This is a genomic window from Streptomyces sp. GESEQ-35, assembly GCF_017948485.1.
Lineage (GTDB): Bacteria > Actinomycetota > Actinomycetes > Streptomycetales > Streptomycetaceae > Streptomyces.
Genome location: NZ_JAFFSX010000006.1, coordinates 41851 through 63335, shown reverse-complemented (window position 1 = coordinate 63335; position 21485 = coordinate 41851). Strand labels below are relative to the sequence as shown.

General features: G+C 70.8%; 19 protein-coding genes. 9 read left to right on the top strand and 10 right to left on the bottom strand.

The genetic code is table 11. From position 1 onward, the window contains the following. Positions 1-21: 21 nt before the first annotated feature. Positions 22-1146: a DUF5685 family protein gene (locus KCH87_RS13995; RefSeq protein WP_210586381.1), complete on the bottom strand. Its 1125-nt coding sequence runs from the start codon at positions 1144-1146 to the stop codon at positions 22-24. Between the two features lie 313 nt (positions 1147-1459). Between KCH87_RS13995 and KCH87_RS13990 the strand changes: the two genes are divergently transcribed. Further along, the gene (locus KCH87_RS13990) at positions 1460-1897 is read left to right on the top strand and encodes a cell division protein SepF (protein ID WP_210586380.1); all 438 of its coding nucleotides are present in this window, start codon (positions 1460-1462) and stop codon (positions 1895-1897) included. A 40-nt stretch (positions 1898-1937) separates the two neighbouring features. Here the strand turns inward: KCH87_RS13990 and KCH87_RS13985 are convergent, their stop codons facing one another. Together KCH87_RS13985 and KCH87_RS13980 are read right to left on the bottom strand one after the other, a co-directional pair. Continuing rightward, positions 1938-3116: an acyl-CoA dehydrogenase family protein gene (locus KCH87_RS13985; RefSeq protein WP_210586379.1), complete on the bottom strand. Its 1179-nt coding sequence runs from the start codon at positions 3114-3116 to the stop codon at positions 1938-1940. A 57-nt stretch (positions 3117-3173) separates the two neighbouring features. Continuing rightward, positions 3174-4775: an MFS transporter gene (locus KCH87_RS13980; RefSeq protein ID WP_210586378.1), complete on the bottom strand. Its 1602-nt coding sequence runs from the start codon at positions 4773-4775 to the stop codon at positions 3174-3176. A 263-nt stretch (positions 4776-5038) separates the two neighbouring features. Here KCH87_RS13980 and KCH87_RS13975 point away from each other — a divergent pair, with 263 nt between their 5' ends. Both KCH87_RS13975 and KCH87_RS13970 read left to right on the top strand, forming a co-directional pair. Next, entirely contained in the window at positions 5039-6250 is a 1212-nt protein-coding gene (locus KCH87_RS13975) for a hypothetical protein (protein WP_210586377.1), read from the top strand. A gap of 240 nt (positions 6251-6490) precedes the next feature. Then, positions 6491-7549, top strand: a complete 1059-nt coding sequence (locus KCH87_RS13970; protein ID WP_210586376.1) for a phosphatase PAP2 family protein — start codon at positions 6491-6493, stop codon at positions 7547-7549. A 67-nt stretch (positions 7550-7616) separates the two neighbouring features. Here the strand turns inward: KCH87_RS13970 and KCH87_RS13965 are convergent, their stop codons facing one another. Then, positions 7617-7832, bottom strand: coding sequence for an I78 family peptidase inhibitor (locus KCH87_RS13965; RefSeq protein WP_210586375.1), 216 nt, complete (start codon positions 7830-7832; stop codon positions 7617-7619). Positions 7833-8287: 455 nt separating this feature from the next. Between KCH87_RS13965 and ctaD the strand changes: the two genes are divergently transcribed. Continuing rightward, positions 8288-9967, top strand: a complete 1680-nt coding sequence (ctaD, locus tag KCH87_RS13960) for a cytochrome c oxidase subunit I (protein ID WP_210586374.1) — start codon at positions 8288-8290, stop codon at positions 9965-9967. Here ctaD and KCH87_RS13955 read toward each other — a convergent pair. The 3 genes from KCH87_RS13955 to KCH87_RS13945 are packed head-to-tail and all read right to left on the bottom strand — an operon-like array spanning position 9858 to position 12764. After that, complete coding sequence (locus tag KCH87_RS13955; RefSeq protein WP_210586373.1) at positions 9858-10886, bottom strand: YafY family protein; 1029 nt, start codon at positions 10884-10886, stop codon at positions 9858-9860. The two genes, ctaD and KCH87_RS13955, sit on opposite strands and share 110 nt — an antisense overlap. Positions 10887-10945: 59 nt before the next feature. After that, positions 10946-12232 (bottom strand): ABC transporter substrate-binding protein, encoded by a 1287-nt coding sequence (locus tag KCH87_RS13950; protein ID WP_210586372.1) that lies wholly within the window; start codon positions 12230-12232, stop codon positions 10946-10948. Beyond that, positions 12207-12764, bottom strand: a complete 558-nt coding sequence (locus KCH87_RS13945; protein ID WP_210586371.1) for a hypothetical protein — start codon at positions 12762-12764, stop codon at positions 12207-12209. The genes KCH87_RS13950 and KCH87_RS13945 overlap by 26 nt, the downstream gene beginning before the upstream one ends. Positions 12765-12887: 123 nt before the next feature. On the opposite strand from KCH87_RS13945, the gene KCH87_RS13940 reads away from it, so the two are divergent. The 3 genes from KCH87_RS13940 to KCH87_RS13930 are packed head-to-tail and all read left to right on the top strand — an operon-like array spanning position 12888 to position 16782. Then, the gene (locus tag KCH87_RS13940) at positions 12888-13358 is read left to right on the top strand and encodes a hypothetical protein (protein ID WP_210586370.1); all 471 of its coding nucleotides are present in this window, start codon (positions 12888-12890) and stop codon (positions 13356-13358) included. Next, on the top strand, positions 13358-16078 hold the full coding sequence (locus KCH87_RS13935) for a branched-chain amino acid ABC transporter permease/ATP-binding protein (RefSeq protein WP_210586369.1): 2721 nt from the start codon (positions 13358-13360) through the stop codon (positions 16076-16078). Before KCH87_RS13940 ends, KCH87_RS13935 begins: the two co-directional genes overlap by 1 nt. Further along, on the top strand, positions 16075-16782 hold the full coding sequence (locus KCH87_RS13930) for an ATP-binding cassette domain-containing protein (RefSeq protein WP_210586368.1): 708 nt from the start codon (positions 16075-16077) through the stop codon (positions 16780-16782). Before KCH87_RS13935 ends, KCH87_RS13930 begins: the two co-directional genes overlap by 4 nt. Here the strand turns inward: KCH87_RS13930 and KCH87_RS13925 are convergent. Both KCH87_RS13925 and KCH87_RS13920 read right to left on the bottom strand, forming a co-directional pair. Further along, entirely contained in the window at positions 16688-17311 is a 624-nt protein-coding gene (locus tag KCH87_RS13925; protein ID WP_210586367.1) for a transglycosylase family protein, read from the bottom strand. The genes KCH87_RS13930 and KCH87_RS13925 overlap by 95 nt on opposite strands. A gap of 116 nt (positions 17312-17427) precedes the next feature. Beyond that, a complete protein-coding gene (locus KCH87_RS13920) occupies positions 17428-18069 on the bottom strand; it encodes a transglycosylase family protein (RefSeq protein ID WP_210586366.1) in 642 nt (213 codons plus the stop codon). 535 nt (positions 18070-18604) lie between these two features. Here KCH87_RS13920 and KCH87_RS13915 point away from each other — a divergent pair. Both KCH87_RS13915 and KCH87_RS13910 read left to right on the top strand, forming a co-directional pair. Beyond that, the gene (locus KCH87_RS13915) at positions 18605-19387 is read left to right on the top strand and encodes a hypothetical protein (protein WP_210586365.1); all 783 of its coding nucleotides are present in this window, start codon (positions 18605-18607) and stop codon (positions 19385-19387) included. A 177-nt stretch (positions 19388-19564) separates the two neighbouring features. Beyond that, entirely contained in the window at positions 19565-19945 is a 381-nt protein-coding gene (locus KCH87_RS13910) for a hypothetical protein (protein ID WP_210586364.1), read from the top strand. A 47-nt stretch (positions 19946-19992) separates the two neighbouring features. On the opposite strand, the gene der is transcribed toward KCH87_RS13910, so the two are convergent. Further along, the gene (der, locus tag KCH87_RS13905; protein WP_210586363.1) at positions 19993-21471 is read right to left on the bottom strand and encodes a ribosome biogenesis GTPase Der; all 1479 of its coding nucleotides are present in this window, start codon (positions 21469-21471) and stop codon (positions 19993-19995) included. Between the last annotated feature and the right edge of the window lie 14 nt (positions 21472-21485).

Here is a 21485-nt window from a genome sequence, read left to right as displayed (position 1 = left end):
TCACGCGCGCCCTCCCCTCACTCAACAGTCGCAGCCACAGTCGCAGCAATCGCAGCCGTCACAGCAGTTCCCGCAGCAGTCACAGCAATCGCAGCAGCCGTTGCACATTCCCTCCCGGCGCTCCCGGGACCAGGGGTCCTCGTACGTGCCGCAGCACATCTGGCACGTACAGGCCAGCCCCACCCAGACGGCACACCCCGCGAGCAGTCCGCGCCGGTCGCGGCGCGGCGGCTCCGGCGGCAACTGCGGGCCGCCGGGCGGGGCGTACGGGCCTGCCATGTGCGCGCAGGAGACGGCGCCGAAGGCACGGTCGACGGAGCTGCGCAACTCGTGCACGAGCAGCCGGTGCGCGAGCTTGCCCTCGTCGAACTGCACCTCCCGCAGCGCGAGCCGTATCCCGTGCAGGGCGTCCTCGGCGAGCCGCCGGGCCTCCGTGAGCGAGGTGCCGGTCGCGGTGAGGGGATTCCAGGCACCTGATGCGGCGTCGGTTTCCCTGTCCTCCACGGCGTCCAGGAGGTGCGCGAGCCGTCCGAAGAGGCGCCCGGCCTCGGCGAGCGGCTCGGCGTTGCCCGGCCGTCCGGCGAGGATCGCGGTGTGCGCGAAGGCCGCGGCGGTGGCGGTCTCGGTCGGCTCGGTGACGGTCAGGAGGGGCGTGTCCGGCCCCGCAAGGGTCTCGATGCCGATCTGCCGGTCCACGGCGTCGACGAGTACGGCGGTGTCGAACCCGACCTCGGATCCGCCACGGGCGCCCGCGCGTCCCCAGCCCGCGGCGACCCGGCGGGCGGCGAGCGCGACCGGTCTGCGGGCCAGCAGCCCGTCCCCGTCGGCGACATGGTCGCGCACCTTGGCCGAGGCCAGCACCAGTGAGACGGCGGCCGCGAGCCGGGCACCCTCGCCGTGCGCGACGGACGCGGTGCGCATCCCGCGCAACGGGCAGGGTCCCGCCGTACGTCTTCCGCCGGCGTCCCGGCCGGTCTGAGCCTCCGTCAGAACCGAGATGAGCAGCCCGTCGTAGTTGGTCACGACCCGGGCGAACTGGCCGTGGTCCCTGCGCAGCGCGAGGCACAGACCGCACAAATGCGCCATCCACTGGGTTTTGAGGCCTTCGCCGAGCCGATGCCGGCAGGGCCTGACGATTCCGAACACCCGTGATCCCCCGTGTTGCGTGCGACGTTGAGCGGCCGCATCGTACCGACCGAACATCACACCAATGAGACTGCCTCTGTTCACCCGTACGCCGCGTTGGTCACCCATACGACGCGAACAATCATATTTCACTCACAGTCAGCAGCTCTGTCCGGCAAGACCCTTGGGAGACCAGGGCTCTCGACGAATTCGCTGTGCACCAGTACCGTCACAAACCCCCCGGGCGGCGTCTATCCACTTGGCGCGACGTCCGCATCATGGATGACGATAGGGATGCGGAAAGCAAAACTGACTGCTGTGAGAGGAGGCGTCCATGGGATCGGTGCGCAAGGCGAGTGCCTGGCTTGGCCTCGTCGACGACAACGATGACGAGCGTTACTACGACGATGACTACTCCGAGGGGAGCGAGCCCGGGGAGGCCTGGGTCACCGATCCACGGGTGAAGGTGGCCTCGGACGTGGCCCAGGAGAAGGGCCGCCGGATCGGCACGGTCACTCCGGACAGCTTCCGGGACGCGCGCGCCATCGGCGAGCTGTTCCGCGAGGGTGTCCCGGTCATCATGAACCTCACGGCCATGGAGCCGGGCGACGCCAAGCGCGTGGTCGACTTCGCGGCGGGCCTGATCTTCGGTCTGCGGGGTTCGATCGACCGGGTGTCCAACCGCGTGTTCCTGCTCAGCCCGGCCGACACGGAGATCGTCAGCGGGGAGCCGGCGGCACACCGCACCGACGGTTTCTTCAACCAGAGCTGAGGCAGGGCCGCTCGTCGGCCCTGCCCGCTGAGGAAGGTTCCTACCGGAACGCGTCGAGTCCGGTGAAGGCCTTGCCCAGCACGAGCTGATGCATCTCGACGGTGCCCTCGTAGGTGAGCACCGATTCGAGGTTCGTCGCATGCCGCATCACGGGGTACTCCAGGGAGATCCCGTTGGCGCCGAGGATCGTCCGTGCCGTACGGCAGATCTCGATCGCCTCTCGCACGTTGTTGAGCTTGCCGAAGCTGACCTGCTCGGGACGCAGGCGCCCGGCATCCATCCGCCGCCCCAGGTGATGGGCGAGCAGAATCCCCTTGTGCAGTTCGACCGCCATGTCGGCGAGCTTGGCCTGGGTGAGCTGGAATCCCCCGATGGGCCGCCCGAACTGCTCCCGCGTCTTCGCGTACTCGACAGCGGTCTCGAAACACGACCGCGCCGCCCCCATGGCCCCCCACACGATGCCGTAGCGCGCGTGGGAGAGACAGCCGAGCGGACCGCGCAACCCGGTGACCTCCGGCAGTACGGCGTCGGCGGGCAGCCGCACGTCGTCGAGGACGAGTTCACTGGTGACGGAGGCGCGAAGCGACCACTTGTGCTTGATCTCCGGGGCGGAGAATCCGGTGCTGTCGGTGGGGACGACAAAGCCGCGGATCCCGTCGTCGGTCTGCGCCCAGACGACGGCGACGCCGGCCACGGAGCCGTTGGTGATCCACATCTTGCGCCCGTTGAGCACCCAGTCTCCGCCGTCGCGCTTGGCGTGCGTCCGCATGGATGCCGGGTCCGAACCGTGGTCGGGTTCGGTGAGACCGAAGCAGCCGATGACGTCGCCGGAGGCCATACGGGGCAGCCATTGCTGCTTCTGCTCTTCGCTGCCGAACCTGTGGATGGCGTACATGGCGAGCGAGCCCTGCACCGAGACGAGCGAGCGGATGCCGGAGTCGGCGGCCTCCAGCTCCAGACAGGCCAGCCCGTACTGCACGGCGCTCGCACCGGCGCAGCCGTACCCGCTGAGGGACATCCCGAGGGCCCCGATCCCGCCGAGTTCACGGGCCAGTTCCCTCACGTCGGGCAGCTCGCCCTGCTCGTACCAGTCCGCGACGTACGGCAGAACCCGGTCGGCGGCCCAGCTGCGCACGGTGTCGCGGATGGCGAGGTCTTCCGGGTCGAGCAGGTCGTCGAGCCCGAGGGGGTCGGCGGGGTCGAACGGGGGCAACGGCATGGGACACCCTCCGGGAAGTTAACTAGCACTGGTAGTTACGGTACCCGGGGTCTGTCGTCACACCGAGACGCGGGAGTCCGCGACTTCCCGAGGCCCAGGAAGCTCCACGGGCGCCGCCGCCTCCTCACACTGCATGACCCGCGGCAACCGCAACGCCATCACGGCCCCCAGCACCAGCAACCCCGCACTCACCAGCAGCGTCACATGCAGCCCGTGCACGAAGGAGTCCTGGGCGGCCCGGCGCAGGGCGACACCGGCCGGCCCGCCGAGCCGGTCGGCGACTTCGTACGCCTCGCCCAGCGAGTGCTCCGCCGAGGCCGACGCCCGCCCCGGAACCCCCGGCACGGACGACAGCCCGGGCGCATACGCCGCGTTCATCACCGTCCCGAGCAGCGCTATCCCGATCCCGGCACCGAGCTGGTACGACGTCTCGCCGATCGCCGCGGCGCCGCCCGCCTGCTCCTGCGGAGCCTCGCTCAGCATCGACTCGTACGCCCCGAACAGCGTGGTCTCCAGACCGAAGCCCAGCAGCAGGAACCCGAGCAGCAGCAGGCCGGGGTTGTCCTCGCCGCCCATCGCCATCAGCGTGAGCACCGCGACCGCGGTCAGCGCGAACCCGGCGCACACCATCCGCCGTGGCCCGAACCTCCGCAGCATCCGCGCCCCGGCAAGACCCGACGCCATCGCAGCGAACGTCAGCGGCAGCAGCCGCAGCCCTGTCTCCAGGGGCGACAGGCCCAACACCAGCTGGAGGTACTGCGCCGCGATCAGCTCCAGCCCCACCAGTGCCAGCATCGCCAGCACGATGCAGCCCACGGACGTACTGAACGCCGGGCGCGCGAACATGCGCAGGTCCACCAGCGGGTACCGGCGGCGGCGCTGCCGTCGTACGAACAGGACCAGCAGCACCGCGCCCAGCACCAGCGGCAGCACGGCCGGCCCGTCCACTTCCCCGCCCCCGAGCTGCTTGACGCCCAGCACGACCCCGAACAGCCCGGCCGCCGCCATCAGCGCGCCGACCACGTCCCAGGGGCCCCTGCCGTCGCCCTTCGACTCGGGCAGCAGCAGCCGTCCGATGGGGAGGCTGACCAGCATCAACGGGATGTTGACCAGGAAGACCGAGCCCCACCAGAAGTGCTCCAGCAGGAAGCCGCCGAGCAGCGGACCGACCGCAGCGCCCACCGCGGCCACGGCACTCCAGATGCCGATGGCGAGGGCACGCTCACGCCGGTCGGGGAAGACCTGGCGGAGGATCGACAGGGTCGCGGGCATGATCATCGCGCCGCCGACGCCGAGCAGTGCCCGCGCCGCGATCAGCACCTGGGCGGTGTCCGCGAGGGCCGCGATACCGGAGGCGACGCCGAACAGGCCGTATCCGAGGAGCAGGATCCGTCTGCGGCCCACGCGGTCGCCGAGCGTGCCGAAGAGGATCAGCAGCGAGGCGCAGACGAGCGGATAGATGTCGACGATCCAGAGCAGTTCTATCGCGCCGGGCTTGAGGTCCTCGGTGACGGCGGGTACCGCCACGTGCAGCACGGTGGCGTCGACGGCGACCAGGAGCAGGCTGACGCAGAGGACGACCAGGACGACCCAGCGGTTTGCACCGGCCCCGGCCGCCCGACGGCGCAGCGCAGCGGCGGCCGTGGTCGTCCCGGACATGTACGTACCTCCCAGATGTTCCCTCGCGTTCGGCGGGGCTCACGGGGTGGGGACTCCCCGTGACTCGGCCGGAGAGGAGCGGTGGTCTCCGGCCCGCGCAACGAAGGCGAGTGACACGCCAATGTACGCGAGAACGCGCCGGTCCTGCGTGGCGGACCTCTCACACTCTCGCGGAACACGTGTGGCGTACGCCACTTCCCCCCTCCCCTTCCCTCACGTAGCGATGGGCCGACCGGTTCCGTACGCCGTCGATAATCGGACCCGTGACCGATCTTGCAACGCGCGTGGCACCCCCCAGACTCACGGGGGCGGCCCAGGCCCTCCTCGGGTACGCGGCCGTACGCGCCCTGGGCCTGCTCGCCCTGGCCCTGTGGAGCGCGGCGCGCGACAAGAGCGCGTACACGCTGCTGACCGCCCGCTGGGACTCCCTCTGGTACACCAGGGTCGCCGAGCTGGGGTACGGCTACGAGGTCCGCCTACCGAACGGCGACATCCACTCCAACCTCGCCTTCTTCCCGCTGCTGCCGTGGCTGGAGCGCCTGCTGCATACGGCGACCCCGCTGTCGTACGCGGGCGCGGGCCTGGTCGTCGGCGCCCTCGCCTCGCTCGCCGCGGCCTGGGGGATCTTCGCCGTCGCGGACCATGTGTACGGCGCCCGTGCGGGGCTCTGCGCGGTGCTGCTGTGGGCCGTACTCCCGGTCGGGATCGTGCAGTCGATGGCGTACAGCGAGTCGCTGTTCACCGCACTCGCCGCCTGGTCGCTGTACGCCGTCCTGACCGGCCGCTGGCTGACGTCCGGCACCCTGGCCCTGCTGGCGGGCCTGACCCGCCCGGTGGGCCTGGCGGTGGTGGCGGCGATCTGGGTGGCCGGGATCGCCTCGTTCGCGGGACGCCGAAGCGCGGCGCCCGTCAACGGCGCACACGGCTCGGAACACGCCCCTGCACACGCCCCCGACACACCGGGAGACGGCGCATCCGCATGGCGACGCGCCGTCGGCATGCTGCTCGCGCCCCTGGGAGCCGCCGGGTATGTGCTGTGGGTCGGCCATCACACGGGCAAGGGGCCGCTCGGCTATCTCGACGTCCAGGCGGGCTGGCGCAACGGCTTCGACGGCGGCTGGGCGTTCGCCCGATTCGTCGCCGCAAAGTTCACGTCGTTCCCGTCGGCCCTGGCCGGCGTCGGGCTGATCGTCGGCGTGGGCCTGGTCGTCTGGCTGTACGTCGTCTGTGTACGGCAGCGCCAGCCGCTCCCCCTACTGGTGTACGCGGGTGTCGTCACCGCGCTCGCACTGTGCGCGTCGAGCTACTTCGGCTCGAAACCGCGCCTGCTGATGCCCGCCTTCCCGCTGCTGCTGCCCCTCGCCCTGGCCCTGGCCCGGCTGCGAACGTCCAGGTCGGCGCTGGTGCTGGGCGCGCTCGCGGTCGGCTCGGCGGTGTACGGGGCGTTCTGGCTGAACGGCTCCGGTCCGCCATGACGCGCCCCTGACGGTGGGTGAGCGCCCGGAGAATTCCCGGCCATCATCCGGTGAACGAATTAATAAGCGGGGTAAAACCTGACCCCTGGAGTGATCAAAGGAATTGAAGGGAAGGGGCCGCAGGGGATTACCGAATCCTAGGAAATAGACCTCGCCCTGAGAGCTTTCCCACATCACATCGTCATTACAAAGGGCCCACTTCTGCGGGTAACTCCACTCACTCCCTGTAACGTCGATCGGGTGCGTACCGAACCAAAGCCGAGCCGGCTCGACCGGATCTTCGCCCGGCTGGACCGTGAACCGGAGCGGCCCGTCCTAGACGTGCCGCGGATGACGCGGCACCGGGTGGTCCTTTTCGGCGCGACGCTCGCCTTCTACCTCACGATCGTTCTGGCGGTCGTGCTCACCTCTTGGCTGGTCCGGTTCGACTGGCAGGCAATGCTCTTCCGGCCGTACCAGCAGTGGCCGGAGATCCACGCCTTCCTGGACTACTGGGTGGTCCTCGGCCAGCGCGGCCCGACCGCCGTGATGGTCTCGGCCTGGCTGGGCTGGCGCAGCTGGCGGCAGCACACGCTGCGTCCGCTGCTGGCCTTCGGCGCGGCCGTGCTGTTGCTGAACGTGACGGTGGCCGCCGTGAAGTACGGCCTGGGCCGCTCGGGTCCGCACTACGCGACCGACATCGGCTCGAACGAGATGTGGAACTGGCTCCAGGCCGGCAGCGACATATTTCCTTCGGGACACACCGCGAACGCCGTGGTGACCTGGGGCATCCTCGCCTATCTGGCCTCGACGCCGGCCGCCCGGCGCTGGCTGTCGGCCCTGTCGGCCGTGGTGTCGCTCAGCGTCGGCCTGACCACCGTCTACCTGGGCACGCACTGGCTGAGCGACGTGATGCTCGGCTGGGCCGCGGGTCTGCTGATCCTGCTGGCGCTGCCCTGGTTCGAGCCGCTGGTCGCCCGCGCCGAGACCGAGATCTTCACCCTGCGCGACCGCTGGCGCTCCCGCGCCGCCGCTCCGGCACCTGTGCCGGCCGGCCCGGTCGAGGTCCCGGTGGCGCTCAAGCCGCGTACGCCCGCCCAGGAGGAGCCCGCGGCGACGCCCGAACCGGTCTCCGCGGCGCCCGAGCCCGTCTCCGCGGCCCGCGCGCCCAAGGCGGCGACCGCCTATCTGGCACCGGGCCCGCACACGGCCCGCTCGGACCGCACGCCGGTCACTCCGGTCGGCAGCCGCCGCCCGCCGCAGGCGGACCGCGTCGCGCGCGGCACGGCCACGCCGGCCCGCCCCGTGACGGGCGGCTGAGCACACCCGACGGCGACGGCCCTGGGTTCCCGCATCGGATGCGGGAACCCAGGGCCGTCGCCGTCTCTCAGCCCTTCCAGGCCCGTGCCACCAGGCCGTCCTTGACCTCGAAGTTCAGCCGTCCCACGCGGTACTCCATGGTGATGATCGCTCCCGGCGGCAGCGAACGCACGGTCGACCACCCCCGGTCGCGGGCACGCTGTTCGGCCGCCTCGGCGTCGAGGCCCACATACGAATCCGGGTTGTCCTGAGGTTCGGCGGGGGGTTTCGGAATCGGTGCCATGGCGCCACGCTAGGCCCCAACGGACAGGCGGGGAAGTCGGATCCGGGCACCACGGGTCACTGATCCCTCTCCGGTCACGCTTTTGTCACAGGATCACGACAGGCGTTTCGGGTGCCGCGACATTAGCTGCTGCGCATCGGGTCATCACACGTACGGGCGCCTGCGTACGCCTTCTGCACGCATTCGAACGTAATTCCCGCGTGTCGTCCCGGCTCTTCGAAAAGCCCGGCGGAAAGTGCCGGGGTAACCGCCATGGATCAGCATTCCATTCCGATTCCGCGTGGGGCCACGGGAGCCGACGCCGCACAGGAAATGCATGGCTCCGGCACAGAACCCCGGTACGCCCCCTGTCGCGACGGGCGGCGACGCGAGCATCATGACGTGGGCTCGCGGGCACTCACCCGGCGCGGGCTTCAGCGGGCCCGGGGCGCGACGAGCGAAGGGGCGAGCGAGCGATGGGGACCCAGACCGTGCAGGCGGAACTGCAACCCGTGCGGGCATGGCGGACCGGCCGGGTGATCGTCGACTGGCTGACCACCACCGACCACAAGAAGATCGGCCATCTCTACCTGATCACGTCGTTCGCGTTCTTCCTCGTCGGCGGTCTGATGGCGCTGATCATGCGCGCCGAGCTCGCCCGGCCGGGGCTACAGCTGGTGGACAACCAGCAGTTCAACCAGCTGTTCACCATGCACGGCACGATCATGCTGCTGCTGTTCGCGACGCCGAGCTTCGCGGGTTTCGCCAACGAGCTGATGCCGCTACAGATCGGCGCACCCGACGTCGCCTTCCCACGGCTGAACATGCTGTCGTACTGGCTGTTCCTGTTCGGCGGCCTGATCGTGCTGGGCTCGCTGCTGGTGCCCTCGGGACCCGCGGCCTTCGGCTGGTTCGCCTACGCACCGCTGAACAGCGCGGAACGCTCGCCGGGTGTCGGCCCCGATCTGTGGATCATGGGCCTCGCCCTGGCCGGCTTCGGCACGATCCTGGGCGCGGTCAACTTCATCACCACCATCATCGGAATGCGCGCCCCCGGTATGACCATGTTCCGGATGCCGATCTTCGTGTGGAACACGCTGTTCACGTCGATCCTGATCCTGATGGCGTTCCCGGTGCTGGCGGCCGCGTTGCTGTGTCTGGAGGCGGACCGGAGGTTCGGCGCGCAGATCTTCACGGCGGCGAACGGCGGCGCACTGCTGTGGCAGCACCTGTTCTGGTTCTTCGGGCATCCCGAGGTGTACATCATCGCGCTGCCGTTCTTCGGCATCATCACGGAGATCATTCCGGTCTTCAGCCGGAAGCCGATCTTCGGCTATCTGACCCTGGTCGGCGCGACGATGGCGATCACCGGTCTGTCGGTGGTGGTGTGGGCGCACCACATGTTCGCGACGGGCGCGGTGCTGCTGCCGTTCTTCTCCTTCATGAGCTTCCTGATCGCGGTGCCGACGGGCGTGAAGTTCTTCAACTGGACCGGGACCATGATCAAGGGCTCGCTGTCCTTCGAGACGCCGATGCTGTGGTCGGTGGGCTTCCTGGTGACATTCCTGTTCGGCGGTCTGACGGGCGTCATCCTGGCCTCGCCGCCGATGGACTTCCATGTCACCGACTCGTACTTCGTGGTCGCGCACTTCCACTACGTCGTGTTCGGCACCGTCGTCTTCGCGATCTTCGCCGGGTTCTACTTCTGGTGGCCCAAGTTCACCGGGAAGATGCTCGACGAACGGCTCGGCAAGATCCAGTTCTGGACGCTGTTCATCGGCTTCCACACCACGTTCCTGGTGCAGCACTGGCTGGGCGCCGAGGGCATGCCGCGCCGCTACGCGGACTATCTCGCCGCGGACGGCTTCACCGCGCTCAACACGATCTCGACGATCGGCGCGTTCCTGCTCGGCCTGTCGACACTGCCGTTCCTCTACAACGTCTGGAAGACCGCCAAGTACGGCAAGAAGGTGGACGTCGACGACCCCTGGGGCTACGGCCGCTCCCTGGAGTGGGCGACCTCCTGCCCGCCGCCCCGGCACAACTTCACGACGCTGCCCCGGATCCGCTCCGAGTCCCCGGCGTTCGACCTGCACCATCCCGAGTACGCGGAGATCGCTCCAGAGCGCGAGACAGCCGGTCCCGAGCGGTCCTGATCCTCTCGGTGAGCCCGGCGGGCTCCAGCACCTCGAACTCGAAGCCCATCAGCATCACGTGAATGACCATGACGTCGAGACTCGCGGCCCCGGTGCGCAGGGTGCAGCTGTTCTCGTCGTGTGCCTCCAGCACCCCGGCGGACGGCGAGATCCGCTCGGCCGCCTCCGCCAGGGGCACCAGCAGCCGGACAACGGCGTGCGAGGCGTACGCGCGCGTGGACACGCCTTGGGAGACGTACGCGGCGAGGTCGTCGGCGGGCGGCGTGCGCGGGCTGAAGCGGGGTCCGTGCGGCGGCCTGGGGGTGATGCGGTCGACGCGGAACGTACGCCAGTCGTCGCGGTCCAGGTCCCACGCGACCAGGTACCAGCGGCGCTCGGTGCACACCAGACGGTGCGGTTCGACGGTACGGCGGGTCGCGGCTCCCTCGTGCGTGCGGTACTCGAAGCGCAGCCGTTCGGCGTCGCGGCAGAGGTGGGCCAGCTCGGTGAGAACGGCCGGGTCGACGGCGGAGGGCTGGGGGCCGTGCAGCATCGGCACGGTGAACGCGTTCAGGGCGCCCACACGGCGGCGCAGCCGGCTCGGCAGCACCTGTTCCAGCTTGGCGAGAGCCCGTACGGAGGTCTCCCCGATGCCCTCGATGCCCTGCCCGGCGGCCGTGCGCAGCCCGACGGCGACGGCGACCGCCTCGTCGTCGTCCAGCAGCAGCGGCGGCAACTCGGCGCCCGCGCCCAGCTGATAGCCGCCGCCCGTGCCCGGGCTGGCGTTGACGGGGTAGCCCAGCTCGCGCAGCCGGTCCACGTCCCGGCGCACCGTGCGCGGGGTGACACCGAGGCGTTCGGCCAGGTCGGCGCCGGACCAATCGCGGTGCGCCTGGAGAAGCGAGAGCAGACGCAGCAGTCGTGCCGAGGTCTCCAACATGGTCGTGAGTCTGCCAGCGATCGAGGACAGCAGCTGTCCGCAAGGGTTCCTGCCCGGGGTCACTGCTCGTAGGACAGCTGCGGCACGTCGAAGCACGTGTCGTTGATGTCCCCTTGGGAGACCCAGCCCTTGCCGTCCTCCCAGCGGGCCACCGACAGACAGGTCCTCCGGGTCTCGGGCGGCTCGGCCAGCCGCTCGAACCGGACCGGAACCAGCAGCCCGTCGGCGGTGTAGCCCTCGCTGCGGTTCATGAACTCGTCGACGCACGCGCGCGTGACGCCCTCCTCGGCACAGGACCCTGCCGCCTCCGTGAACCACTTGGCGGCGGCCCACCCCTCCAACTGCCACTGGGAGTGCGTCTTCAGCCCTTCGGTGGCGTCCCGGAACTCCCGTAGGGCCTCATGGTCCGTTTCCTCGAAATTGCGGCTGGATCCCGTCGCCCACAGGGCGTTGCGGCAGCGCGGCGAGTCCCTGTAGTCGTCGGTGACGGCGGACGTCCAGCTCTGTACGTTCGTGACCTTGGCGATGACCTCGACGCCCACGTCGTCCATCGCCTTGCACAGCTGCGCGTTGCCGTGCCCGTCGATGGCGTCGAAGACCAGGTCGGCGCCCTGTTCCTTCAGGTCGGCGGCCACGGCACGGAAGTTGGGCAGCGCGAAGTCGACCTGCTCGGTGACGACCCGGTAGCCCTCGGCCTTCAGACCCCGCTCGACGAGCCGGGCGTAGGCGGCTGACGCGGCCTGGTTGTAGGAGACGACGGCGGCCGTACGGGCTCCGTGCTCGCGCTTGAAGTAGCGGTAGACCTCGGTGCCGCCGTACTGGAGCCCGTCCCAGCCGGTCGTGCCGTCGCGGGGCGCGAGGCTGCCGTAGATGCCGTACAGGTGGGGCCAGGTGTCGTAGGCGTTTCCGATGGGCTGGCCGCCGATGTCGGGCACGCGCGCGTGTGAGACGCGGGAGGCGCCCGCGTAGTCGAGCGCGGTGGTGGCGACCAGGGCGACGACCTTGTCCTCGTCGATGAGCCGGTGCACGCACTCGTTGTTGCCGACGCCGCTGCCGCCGTCGTCGCACAGGCGCACCTCGACCGGGCGGCCGTTGATGCCCCCGCGCGCGTTGAGGCGGTCGAACCAGGCCTTGGCCCCGTCGCGCGGGCCGGTGAAGGCGTTGCCGCCGACAGGGCTGGTGACGCTGGTGATGATGCCGACGCGCAGGGGCGTGTCGTCGCCCGGCGCGGTCGCGCGCGTGTCGCGCTCGAAGTCGCTCTCCGGCAGGCGGCTGCCGCAGGCCGTGCTCAGGGCGAGCAGCAGCACCGCGGCGAGGGCCTCAGCAGCCCGGGAGGGGCGACGCATTGCCGCTCAACTGGACCAGCGCACACAGGGTCGTGACGGACACCTTCCAGGTGCCCTCCTGCTCGACCGACTTGCCGGAGGCGTCCGGCAGCGCGGTGGCGCCCTCCAGGGTCAGCGTGTACGTCACGGTCGCCTCGGTCGTCGAGGTGAACTCGACCTTGGTGACCTTCGCCTGCACCTGCCCGCCGCGCTCGTCACCGCTGAAGGCCTGGAGCACCGGGGCCATCTGCTCGCCGTTCTCCAGGACTGCCCGCTTGTCCTCCATGGAGGTCTTCGGGTCGAAGAACTTCTGCCAGTTCTGCCTGATCTCCCGCTCGGCCGCCGCCGCGTCGGCGGGCGCGGTGGCCGGTGCGCTCGTCGGCTGCTCCACGGACGGAGTCGGCGGCGGGCTCTCGCTGCCGCCGCCCTCGTCGTCGCTGCATGCGGCGAGCAGGAGAAGTGCGGCGGCCGCCAGTGCCGTGGCCCGTCCTGCGACGCCCGGGCCGCGTCCCCGCCGTGCGTTCCCCCGCCTGAGGTCGCTCCCGAGAACCATCTGGCTCACCACCGGGTGTCGGTCCGGGCCGCGTGCGCCCGGTGCTTTCAGGGTCAGCTTGCAACAGGCATAGTGCAAGCCATTGGCTGACATGAACAGACTCATGACGTGTGGGAGCCGGAGATGCGGACAGGCCGACTGCGGACCGTGCACCCCGTCCTCTGGGCCGGCTGGGCCGCGCTCGCCGCGGGCGCGGTGCTGTGTGTGATCGGCTGGTACGGCATCTCCGGCGAGCGGTTCGCCGAGCGGCAGCTGCCCTATCTCGCGTCCTGCACGGTCCCCGGCGCGGCGCTGATCATCGCCGGTGCGGTGCTGCTCACGCACGGCCGGAACGCGCTGGTCTCCGCGCGCGTGGAGGAGTTGTACGGCCTGCTGGTGGCCGCCGAGCCCGCCGACACCGGTGAGTCTGATCAGGCCGCACCCCTCGCGGTCAGCGTGGATCTGCTGATGGTGCCGGGCGGCACGCTGTTCCACCGCGCGGACTGCCCGTTGGTCGCCGGGAAGGCCGAGTCGGTGCCGGTGGACGGGAAACTGGTGGCCAGCGGCGAGCTGGGGCCCTGCCCGATCTGTGAGCCCGCCGAAACAGACGACTGATGTCGTCTTTCACGTACGACCTCACCCTCGCCGGTCTGTCGGTCGGCAGCGCCGCAGCGCTCACCGGGATCGGCCTGATCGTGACGTATCGCGCGACCGGCGTGCTCAACTTCGCGCACGGGGCGATCGCCATGGTGTGCGCGTACGCGCTGCGGCAGTGCGTGGTCGAGTGGGGCTGGCCGCTGTGGCTCGGAGCGCTGGTGACGCTGGTGATTCTGGCGCCGTGCCTGGGTGTGGTGCTGGAGCGCTTCGTCTTCCGCCCGCTGTCGGTGCTCGGCAGCGATCCGGCGCAGACGCTGGTGGCGTCCATCGGGGTCTTCGTGCTGCTCGTCGGCGGGGCGGCGCTGTTGTGGGGGCAGGGCGCGCGGGACGACGCTCCCGAGCTGGTGTCGGCGGACCCTTGGGGGCAGCTGGCCGTGGTGGTCGTGCTGGCCGCGGGGGTCGGTGCGGTGATCCGGTGGACGCGGTTCGGGCGGGAGCTGAGGGCGGTCGTGGACGACCGGCGGCTCGCGGTGCTCGGTGGGATCGACGCGGACCGGGTGGCGGCGGCCGGCTGGGCGTTCGGGGCGTTCACGGCGGGTCTGACGGGCGTGCTGCTGGCGCCGTACGTCCGCCTGGACCCGTACGGACTGCCGCTGCTCGTCATGGAGGTCGTCGCGGTCGCGGTGGCCGCGCGGATGCGCAGTCTGCCGGTCGCGGTGGTGGTGGCGCTGGGCATCGGGGTGGCGCAGAGCCAGCTGACGCGGCTTCACCCCTCGGGCTGGGGCGAACCGTTGCTCCAGGCCGTCGGCGCCAACCTGTTCGTGGTGGCGCTGCTGATCGCGGCCCTCGTACTGCCCCGCATCGGCACCCGGGACGCGCTGCTGCGCACGGCCACCGCGCGCGTGCCGACGCCGCCGGGTGCCTGGATCGTGGCGGTGGTCCTGTTCCTGCTGCCGCTGGGCTTCGCCGGCTCGGATCTCCATACGTCGGTACAGGTGCCGGCGCTGGGCGTGGTGCTGCTCTCCCTCGTGGTCGTCACCGGCCGCGGCGGCCAGATCTCCCTGGGGCAGGCCGCGTACGCCGGTCTCGGCGCCCTCTTCACCGCCCTGCTCGCGGCGGGCCGCTTCCCTGGCCTGCCCCGGCTGCCGGAGCTGGCCGCGCTGGCGGTGGCGGTGATCCTGGTCGCGCCCCTGGGCCTGCTCACCGGGTGGCCGGCGATCAGCCGCCGGGGGCTGGCCCTGGCGCTGGCGACGTTCGCCGTGGGCGTGGGCGTGAGCCGCTTCGTGTTCGCGCAGCCGTACGCCACGTCGGGCCTCTCGCTGGACCGCCCGGCGGGCTTCGACGGGGACCGCGCGTACTACGTCCTGGAGCTGGCCCTGCTGACAGCCGCCCTGCTCGCAACGCACGCGCTGCGCAGGGGCCGTACAGGCAGAGCCCTCGCGGCCATGCGGGACCACGAGTCGGGCGCGTCGGCCGCGGGCGTACGGGTCCCCTCACTGAAGCTACTGGCCTTCGTCTCCGGCGCCGCACTGGCGGCACTCGGCGGCGGAATGCTCGGCATGGGGCTACGGGCCTTCGACCCCGGCGCCTACGACCCCGTACGCGGCCTGCTGTGGTTCGCGGCGGTGGTGGTCCTGGGCGCCGACTCCACCCTGGGCGCACTGGCCGCCGCCGCCCTCCTGGTGGGCCTGGACGCCGGGGCGCGGGGTGGAGTGGCGGCGGCTCTGATCGGGGTGCTGGCGGTGCTGGTCGGGCGGTTCCCCGGGGGCCCGTACGAGGCGCTACGGACGGCGACGGGCCGACTGCGCTCGCGGCGGAGGGCTGCGCTGACGCGGGTCGGAGTCGAGGTACGGGAACGCCTACGCCGTCCGGAACAAGGACCTGCACCCCGCCCGGCACCGGCGAGCATGACAATCCCCGACCACCCGACAACGGCCCCCACGGCCGACGCCAAGCCCCCACAGGAGCCACCGCCCGCACCCGACGACGAAACTGTCACGGGTGGTGCGGGTGGGATCTCCGATCCGGCCGAAGGCCGGACGTCGTCACTCACCCTCACGGCCCGTCACCTCCACGCCCACTACGGCGGCTTCACCGCGCTCGACGGCGTCGATCTGGACGTCAGGGCCGGTCAGGTCACCGCCGTCGTCGGCCCTAACGGCGCAGGAAAGAGCACCCTGTTCCACTGCCTCGCCGGCACCCTGCGGCCGGCACACGGCCACGTAAGACTCGACGACCGAGACGTCACCCGGCTGCCCGCGCATGCCCGCACCCGGCTCGGAATCGCACGCACGTTTCAACAGCTGGCCGTTTTCCCGTCATTGACCGTGGCCGAAAACGTCCACGTGGGCGCCGAGCAGGGCCGGATCGCCGATCCGGCGGCCGTGGAGCGGGTGCTCCGGCTCTTCGGTCTCGACGGCCCGGTGCGCGCACTGCCCGCCGCGGGCCTGCCCACCGGCACCCTGCGCCGGGTGGAGCTGGCCCGGGCCCTCGCGGGCAGCCCGCGCGTGCTGCTGCTCGACGAGCCCGCCGCGGGGCTCGACACCACCGAGGTGACCGCGCTGGCCCGCATCCTGAAGGCGCTCGCCGCCGACGGCACCGCCCTGCTCGTCGTCGAGCACGACCTCGACCTGGTCGCCGACCTCGCCGACGTCGTGTACGTCATGACGGCGGGCCGCATCGTCGCGTCCGGCCCGCCCGACCGCGTACTGGCCACCCTGGAGGCGGCCGGCCGATGACCACCACGATCTCCCTACGGCAGGCGCGCGTGCGCTACGGCCCCCTGGAGGCCCTGCACGGCGTCACCCTCGCGGCCCCCGGCCCCCGCCTCACCGTCCTGCTCGGCCGCAACGGATCCGGCCGTACGACCGCCCTGCGCGCCCTGGCCGGAACGGTGCCCCTGTCCGGCGGCGCGGTGGTGTGGGACGGCGCCGACGTGACCCGGATGCCGGCGTTCGAGCGGGCCCGGCGCGGGCTGTGCATGGTCCCGGAGCGGCAGGCGGTGTTCGGTTCCCTCACCGTCCGCGAGAACCTCGAACTTGCCGCGGCCGACGCCACCCCCGCCCTCGACGCCTATCCGCAGCTGACGCCACTGCTCCCGCGCCGGGCCGGAACCCTCTCCGGCGGCGAGCAGCGCATGCTCGCGCTCTCCCGTGCCCTGCTGGCACGCGCGCGCGTGGTGCTCGTCGACGAGCCGACGCAGGGCATGTCACCGACGGTCGCGGTACGGACGTACGAACTGCTGGCCTCGCTCGACGCCTGTGTGGTCGTCGCCGAGCAGCGGCTGCCGCCCGCCCTGCACGGCCGGGCGGCGCTCGTGTACGAACTGCGCCGTGGCGCCGTTGTGTTCAGCGGGGAGGCTGGGGAACTTCCTCGTCGGGCAACGGCGGACCGAAGAGACCAGGGGTCTGGTCCGGCGTCCGGTCCGCATCCTCCGGGATGACCAGCGGCGTGCCCACCTTCAGCAGGTTGGGACGGCGGCCGAGCCTCTTTCTGTTGGCCTTGTGCAAGGCCTGCCAGCCGCCCTTGACGCCGTACCTCCCGGCGATCGACGAAAGCGTGTCGCCCCGCTTCACGGTGTGCATACGGCCCTTCAGCCCGTACCTCTTGGAGCAGTGGGGCCAGGCCCCCCAGCCCTGTACGGCCACCACCTTCTGGGCGACGGAGATCTGTTCCTTGCGGGTGGCGAGATCCGCGCGCGGTGCGTACTTCAGACCGCCGAACTCCTCCCAGGTCGGCTGCCCGAACTGAAGTCCCCCGTAGAAACCGTTGCCGGAGTTTACGTTCCAGCGCCCGCTGCTCTCGCACTCGGCGAGGCAGCCCCAGGGCCACTTGCCCTCGCCGCATTCATGGGGCACCAGCAGCTGCGGCAGAGCGGGTACCGGCAGCGGCGGCGCCGCGTGCGCGGCAACCGGCGTGATGGGGGCGGCGAACAGGGCGGCGACGATGAGAATGATCAGCTTTGCGTACATTCGGCCCACGCTAAGCAGTGGAACGTGTACGGCCCTTGCGGCGCGTCCGGTGGGCCGAGTGGCCCCACCCGGTCGGCTCACCGGACGGGGCCCCGTGCCGGGGCAGGGAGAGCGGCTCAGATTTCGAGGCGCTGCCCGGGCACGATCACATCGGGATCAGCGCCGATGACGGCCTTGTTGGCGGCGTGGATCCGCTGCCAGCTGGTCCCGTACCGGGCGGCGATGGCGCTCAGGGTGTCGCCCCGGCGGACCGTGTAGTCGCCTCGGGTCGCGCTGCGGTCGGTGTGGGTCGACGAGCGTTCCGGCGCCTTCGACGGGGCCGCCTTCGTCGTGGCCGAGCCGGCCGCGGGAGCCGCGGGTGCGCTCCCATAGGCTCCAGCACGTGCCGAGCAGGTCGGCCAGGCGCCCCAACCCTGGGCGCTCTGGACCTTGGTGGCTACCGCGATCTGCTGCCCCCTGGAGGCCTGGTCGGCCGTCGGCGCGTAGGCCGTCCCGCCGTACGCGCGCCAGGTGGCGGCGGCGAACTGGAGTCCGCCGTAGTAGCCGTTACCGGTGTTGATGTGCCAGTCGCCGCCGCTCTCGCACTGGGCGATGCGGTCCCAGACTCCGCCGTCCGCCGCCGCGGCGTTGCCGCTCGCGGCCAGCAGTCCGAGGGGGGCGAGCAGGGCCGCCCCGGCGAGGACCGCCGTCGTACGTGTCGTACGTGTCGTACTCGTCTTACGGACGTTGTCGCGGTTGGTATCGGCACATTCGGACATGGAAATCCCTCTCCACGAACCCGGGATCCCCCAAGGCGGGGCGCTCGTCCCGCGCTTGGCCGCGGTCGTCGCGCCTCGCCCCGTCCGCCGGAGGCTGTGCTTCGAGCTGGCTTTGGTGCGGCCGGCGGACGTACCCGAGCGGTGCTCGTTGCACACGGCGGAGGAATGTACGGAGGATGTGCCGGCGGGGACAACCAACTCCTTGTCATTCCAGGCCAGTTCGCCGTTACCTCGGGTATCGGCGATTTTCGGCCACCCACTTCATTCGTTCATATCCCGATTTGTCGACCATTCGCCGAGGCGATCTGTGACCCACATCACCGACCCAACTTCCTTGGATTTCCCAGCACTTGACAGGGAGTGTCCGATTCCGGACGGGGTGTGACCCACCGCTGTGGATGGTTCGATTCCGTTCGCCTTGGGGCGTGACTCCCGCCACAGATCGCCCGTTGTCTCTTCATGAGCCCGGGACCGCCTGGTTCACGGGCCGGGAGCCACCCGGTCCCGCTACGCACCACATCCGAGGGAGCCACCCGTGCCGCGCATGCTCGACGTCAGCGACGACGTACGCGCCGAGATCGGCGACGAAGAAGCCGACCGGCTGCTCGCCGGAGAGAACGCCCCGGGCAGTTACGACTGCACGTCCTGCCGCACCCCGGGCGACTCCGAGCAGGAGCGCACCAGCACCGTCCTCTTCATCGGCGACGAGACCGCCGTCCTCGCCTTCGCCCACGCCACCTGTCTGCCCTCGCAGGTCGTCCAGGTCACCGAGGAGCAGCTGCGCGGGGCGGTGCGCTCCATCAGCGGCGACACCGTCGACCTGGAGCCCGAGACGATTGTGCCCGAGCAGGCCGTGCTCGGCGTGACCAGCGGACTCGTCCTGATCGCCGGTGAGTTGCACCCGGCGCTGGTCGTCGAGCCGACCGCGCCCATCGTGCGGCCCGGCGCCACCGGCGCCGGCGACGACTTCCTGCCGCTGCTCATCGAGCAGGGCTTCATGCCGCTCACCGCGATCGAGTCCACGCCGTCGGTGTTGCACGGCTGGTCGGTGCTGTTGGCCATGGGGCAGTTGCATGCGGTGCTCCAGCCGGGCACCACCGGGGGGCAGTCGGTCGCGTGGTGGCAGGCGCATCAGCCGCTACAGGTGACCGAGGGGTGGCGGGCCGCCGCGAACAAGCAGCAGCAGGTGCTGATGTTTGCTGCGCCGGTGGGGGCGATCGGGAGGCAGCCGCGGGAGGATCTGCTGCGGGATGCGTTGGATAAAGCGGCCGCGAACGGGAAGTTGGTCGCGGCGGCGTTGCCACTTGCGGGTACGTGAGCTTTGCCTACGGTCCGGGGGACGGCTGATTGAGTGGCGGCTGCGGGTTGTCGGTGGCTTAGCGCGCAGTTCCCCGCGCCCCTATCGGGGCGTTGTATGCGCCCCTAATGCATCAGTGACCTGCGCTGTCGGGGTCTTTGGCCGCATCTCTTGTTGTGCCGTGTCGTTTGGACATACGTGCACGCATACGACGTTCCCCGCCGCCCGTCCTTCTCGTCGATTCCGGCCGCTCGGGCGGCCGCGGAGAGTTCGGGTGGGTCTTCTGCCACGCCGATCTACGACGCGCTCTACTCCGAGTACGTCAAGTCCTTCCGTTCGCTGCCGGGTGACCGCAGGGGCGAGGAGGAGTTCGGTTTCATCGCGTTCGGGTATCTCGAGCACGGCGGATCCGGTTCGTGCAGTAGCTCGTACGGCGCCTACAGCGCGGGGGCATACAGCACCCGGCACATCGGCGGGCAGCAGTCGCAGTGGCAGCGGGTCGGGCAGCTGCGGCCGCAGGGCACGGGCATGCACTATGTGCCGGCGGCGCTGCCGCCGGGGCCGCGCCGCGGGATCTGAGGTGTGAAAGCGAAGGGCGGCTCCGCCGGGAGCCGCCCTTTCGCTGTCTACTTCTTCTTCGCGCCGCGCTTTTCGCGCACCCGCACGGAGATATGGATCGGCGTCCCCTCGAAGCTGAACTCCTCGCGCAGTCGGCGCTCGATGAAGCGCCGGTAGCCCGCCTCGATGAAGCCGGAGGCGAAGAGCACGAACCGCGGGGGCTTGGTGCCGGCCTGGGTGCCGAAGAGGATGCGCGGCTGCTTGCCGCCGCGGATGGGGTGCGGGTGGGCGGCGACCAGTTCGCCGAGGAAGGCGTTGAGCCGTCCGGTCGGGACACGGGTCTCCCAGCCGGCGATGGCCGTCTCGATCGCCGGGACCAGCTTCTCCATGTGACGGCCGGTGCGCGCGGAGACGTTCACCCGCGGGGCCCACGCCACCTGTCCGAGCTCGGTCTCGATCTCCCGCTCCAGGTAGTAGCGGCGCTCCTCGTCGAGCGTGTCCCACTTGTTGAAGGCGAGGACGATCGCCCGTCCGGCCTCGACCGCCATCGTCACGATGCGCTGGTCCTGCACCGAGATGTTCTCCGAGCCGTCGATCAGAATGACCGCCACCTCGGCCTTCTCCACGGCGGCCGCGGTGCGCAGCGAGGCGTAGTAGTCGGCGCCCTGCTGGAGGTGGACGCGCTTGCGGATACCGGCCGTGTCGACGAACTTCCAGGTGACTCCGCCGAGTTCGATCAGCTCGTCGACCGGGTCACGGGTGGTGCCCGCGACCTCGTTGACGACGACGCGCTCCTCGCCCGCCACCTTGTTCAGCAGCGAGGACTTGCCGACGTTCGGGCGGCCGATGAGGGCGATGCGGCGCGGTCCGCCGACCGCGGTGCCGAAGGTCTGCGCGGGCGCCTCCGGCAGGGCTTCGAGGACCTGGTCCAGCATGTCGCCGGTGCCGCGGCCGTGCAGCGCGGAGACCGGGTGCGGCTCGCCGAGACCGAGCGACCACAGGTACGCCGCGTCGGCCTCGCCGCTCGGCCCGTCCACCTTGTTGGCGGCGAGGACCACCGGCTTGCCGGCCTTGCGCAGCAGTCGTACGACCGCCTCGTCGGTGTCGGTGGCGCCGACCTTGGCGTCGACGACGAAGACGACGGCGTCGGCGGCCTCGATGGCGTACTCGGCCTGCGCGGCCACGGAGGCGTCGATGCCGAGGACGTCCTGCTCCCAGCCGCCGGTGTCGACGACCTTGAAGCGGCGGCCCGCCCACTCGGCCTCGTAGGTGACGCGGTCGCGGGTGACGCCCGGCTTGTCCTCGACGACGGCCTCGCGGCGGCCGATGATGCGGTTCACCAAGGTCGACTTGCCGACGTTCGGGCGGCCGACGACGGCGAGCACGGGCAGCGGGCCGTGGCCGGCCGCCTCGATAGCGCCCTCCACGGCCTCGAGGTCGAAGCCCTCCTCGACGGCGAGCTCCATGAACTCCGCGTACTCGGCATCGCCAAGTGCTCCGTGGTCGTGCTCCTCGCCCGAGCCGTCGGAGTGGATCTGGTCGTTCATGAAGTCCGTACCTC

Excerpts from the sequence above, each read along its gene's own strand:
- KCH87_RS13990 (WP_210586380.1), top strand. The coding sequence starts at position 1,460 with ATGGGATCGGTGCGCAAGGCGAGTGCCTGGCTTGGCCTCGTCGACGAC.
- KCH87_RS13985 (WP_210586379.1), bottom strand. The coding sequence starts at position 3,116 with ATGCCGTTGCCCCCGTTCGACCCCGCCGACCCCCTCGGGCTCGACGAC.
- KCH87_RS13980 (WP_210586378.1), bottom strand. The coding sequence starts at position 4,775 with ATGTCCGGGACGACCACGGCCGCCGCTGCGCTGCGCCGTCGGGCGGCC.
- KCH87_RS13965 (WP_210586375.1), bottom strand. The coding sequence starts at position 7,832 with ATGGCACCGATTCCGAAACCCCCCGCCGAACCTCAGGACAACCCGGAT.
- ctaD (WP_210586374.1), top strand. The coding sequence starts at position 8,288 with ATGGGGACCCAGACCGTGCAGGCGGAACTGCAACCCGTGCGGGCATGG.
- KCH87_RS13955 (WP_210586373.1), bottom strand. The coding sequence starts at position 10,886 with ATGTTGGAGACCTCGGCACGACTGCTGCGTCTGCTCTCGCTTCTCCAG.
- KCH87_RS13950 (WP_210586372.1), bottom strand. The coding sequence starts at position 12,232 with ATGCGTCGCCCCTCCCGGGCTGCTGAGGCCCTCGCCGCGGTGCTGCTG.
- KCH87_RS13945 (WP_210586371.1), bottom strand. The coding sequence starts at position 12,764 with ATGGTTCTCGGGAGCGACCTCAGGCGGGGGAACGCACGGCGGGGACGC.
- KCH87_RS13940 (WP_210586370.1), top strand. The coding sequence starts at position 12,888 with ATGCGGACAGGCCGACTGCGGACCGTGCACCCCGTCCTCTGGGCCGGC.
- KCH87_RS13935 (WP_210586369.1), top strand. The coding sequence starts at position 13,358 with ATGTCGTCTTTCACGTACGACCTCACCCTCGCCGGTCTGTCGGTCGGC.
- KCH87_RS13930 (WP_210586368.1), top strand. The coding sequence starts at position 16,075 with ATGACCACCACGATCTCCCTACGGCAGGCGCGCGTGCGCTACGGCCCC.
- KCH87_RS13925 (WP_210586367.1), bottom strand. The coding sequence starts at position 17,311 with ATGTACGCAAAGCTGATCATTCTCATCGTCGCCGCCCTGTTCGCCGCC.
- KCH87_RS13920 (WP_210586366.1), bottom strand. The coding sequence starts at position 18,069 with ATGTCCGAATGTGCCGATACCAACCGCGACAACGTCCGTAAGACGAGT.
- der (WP_210586363.1), bottom strand. The coding sequence starts at position 21,471 with ATGAACGACCAGATCCACTCCGACGGCTCGGGCGAGGAGCACGACCAC.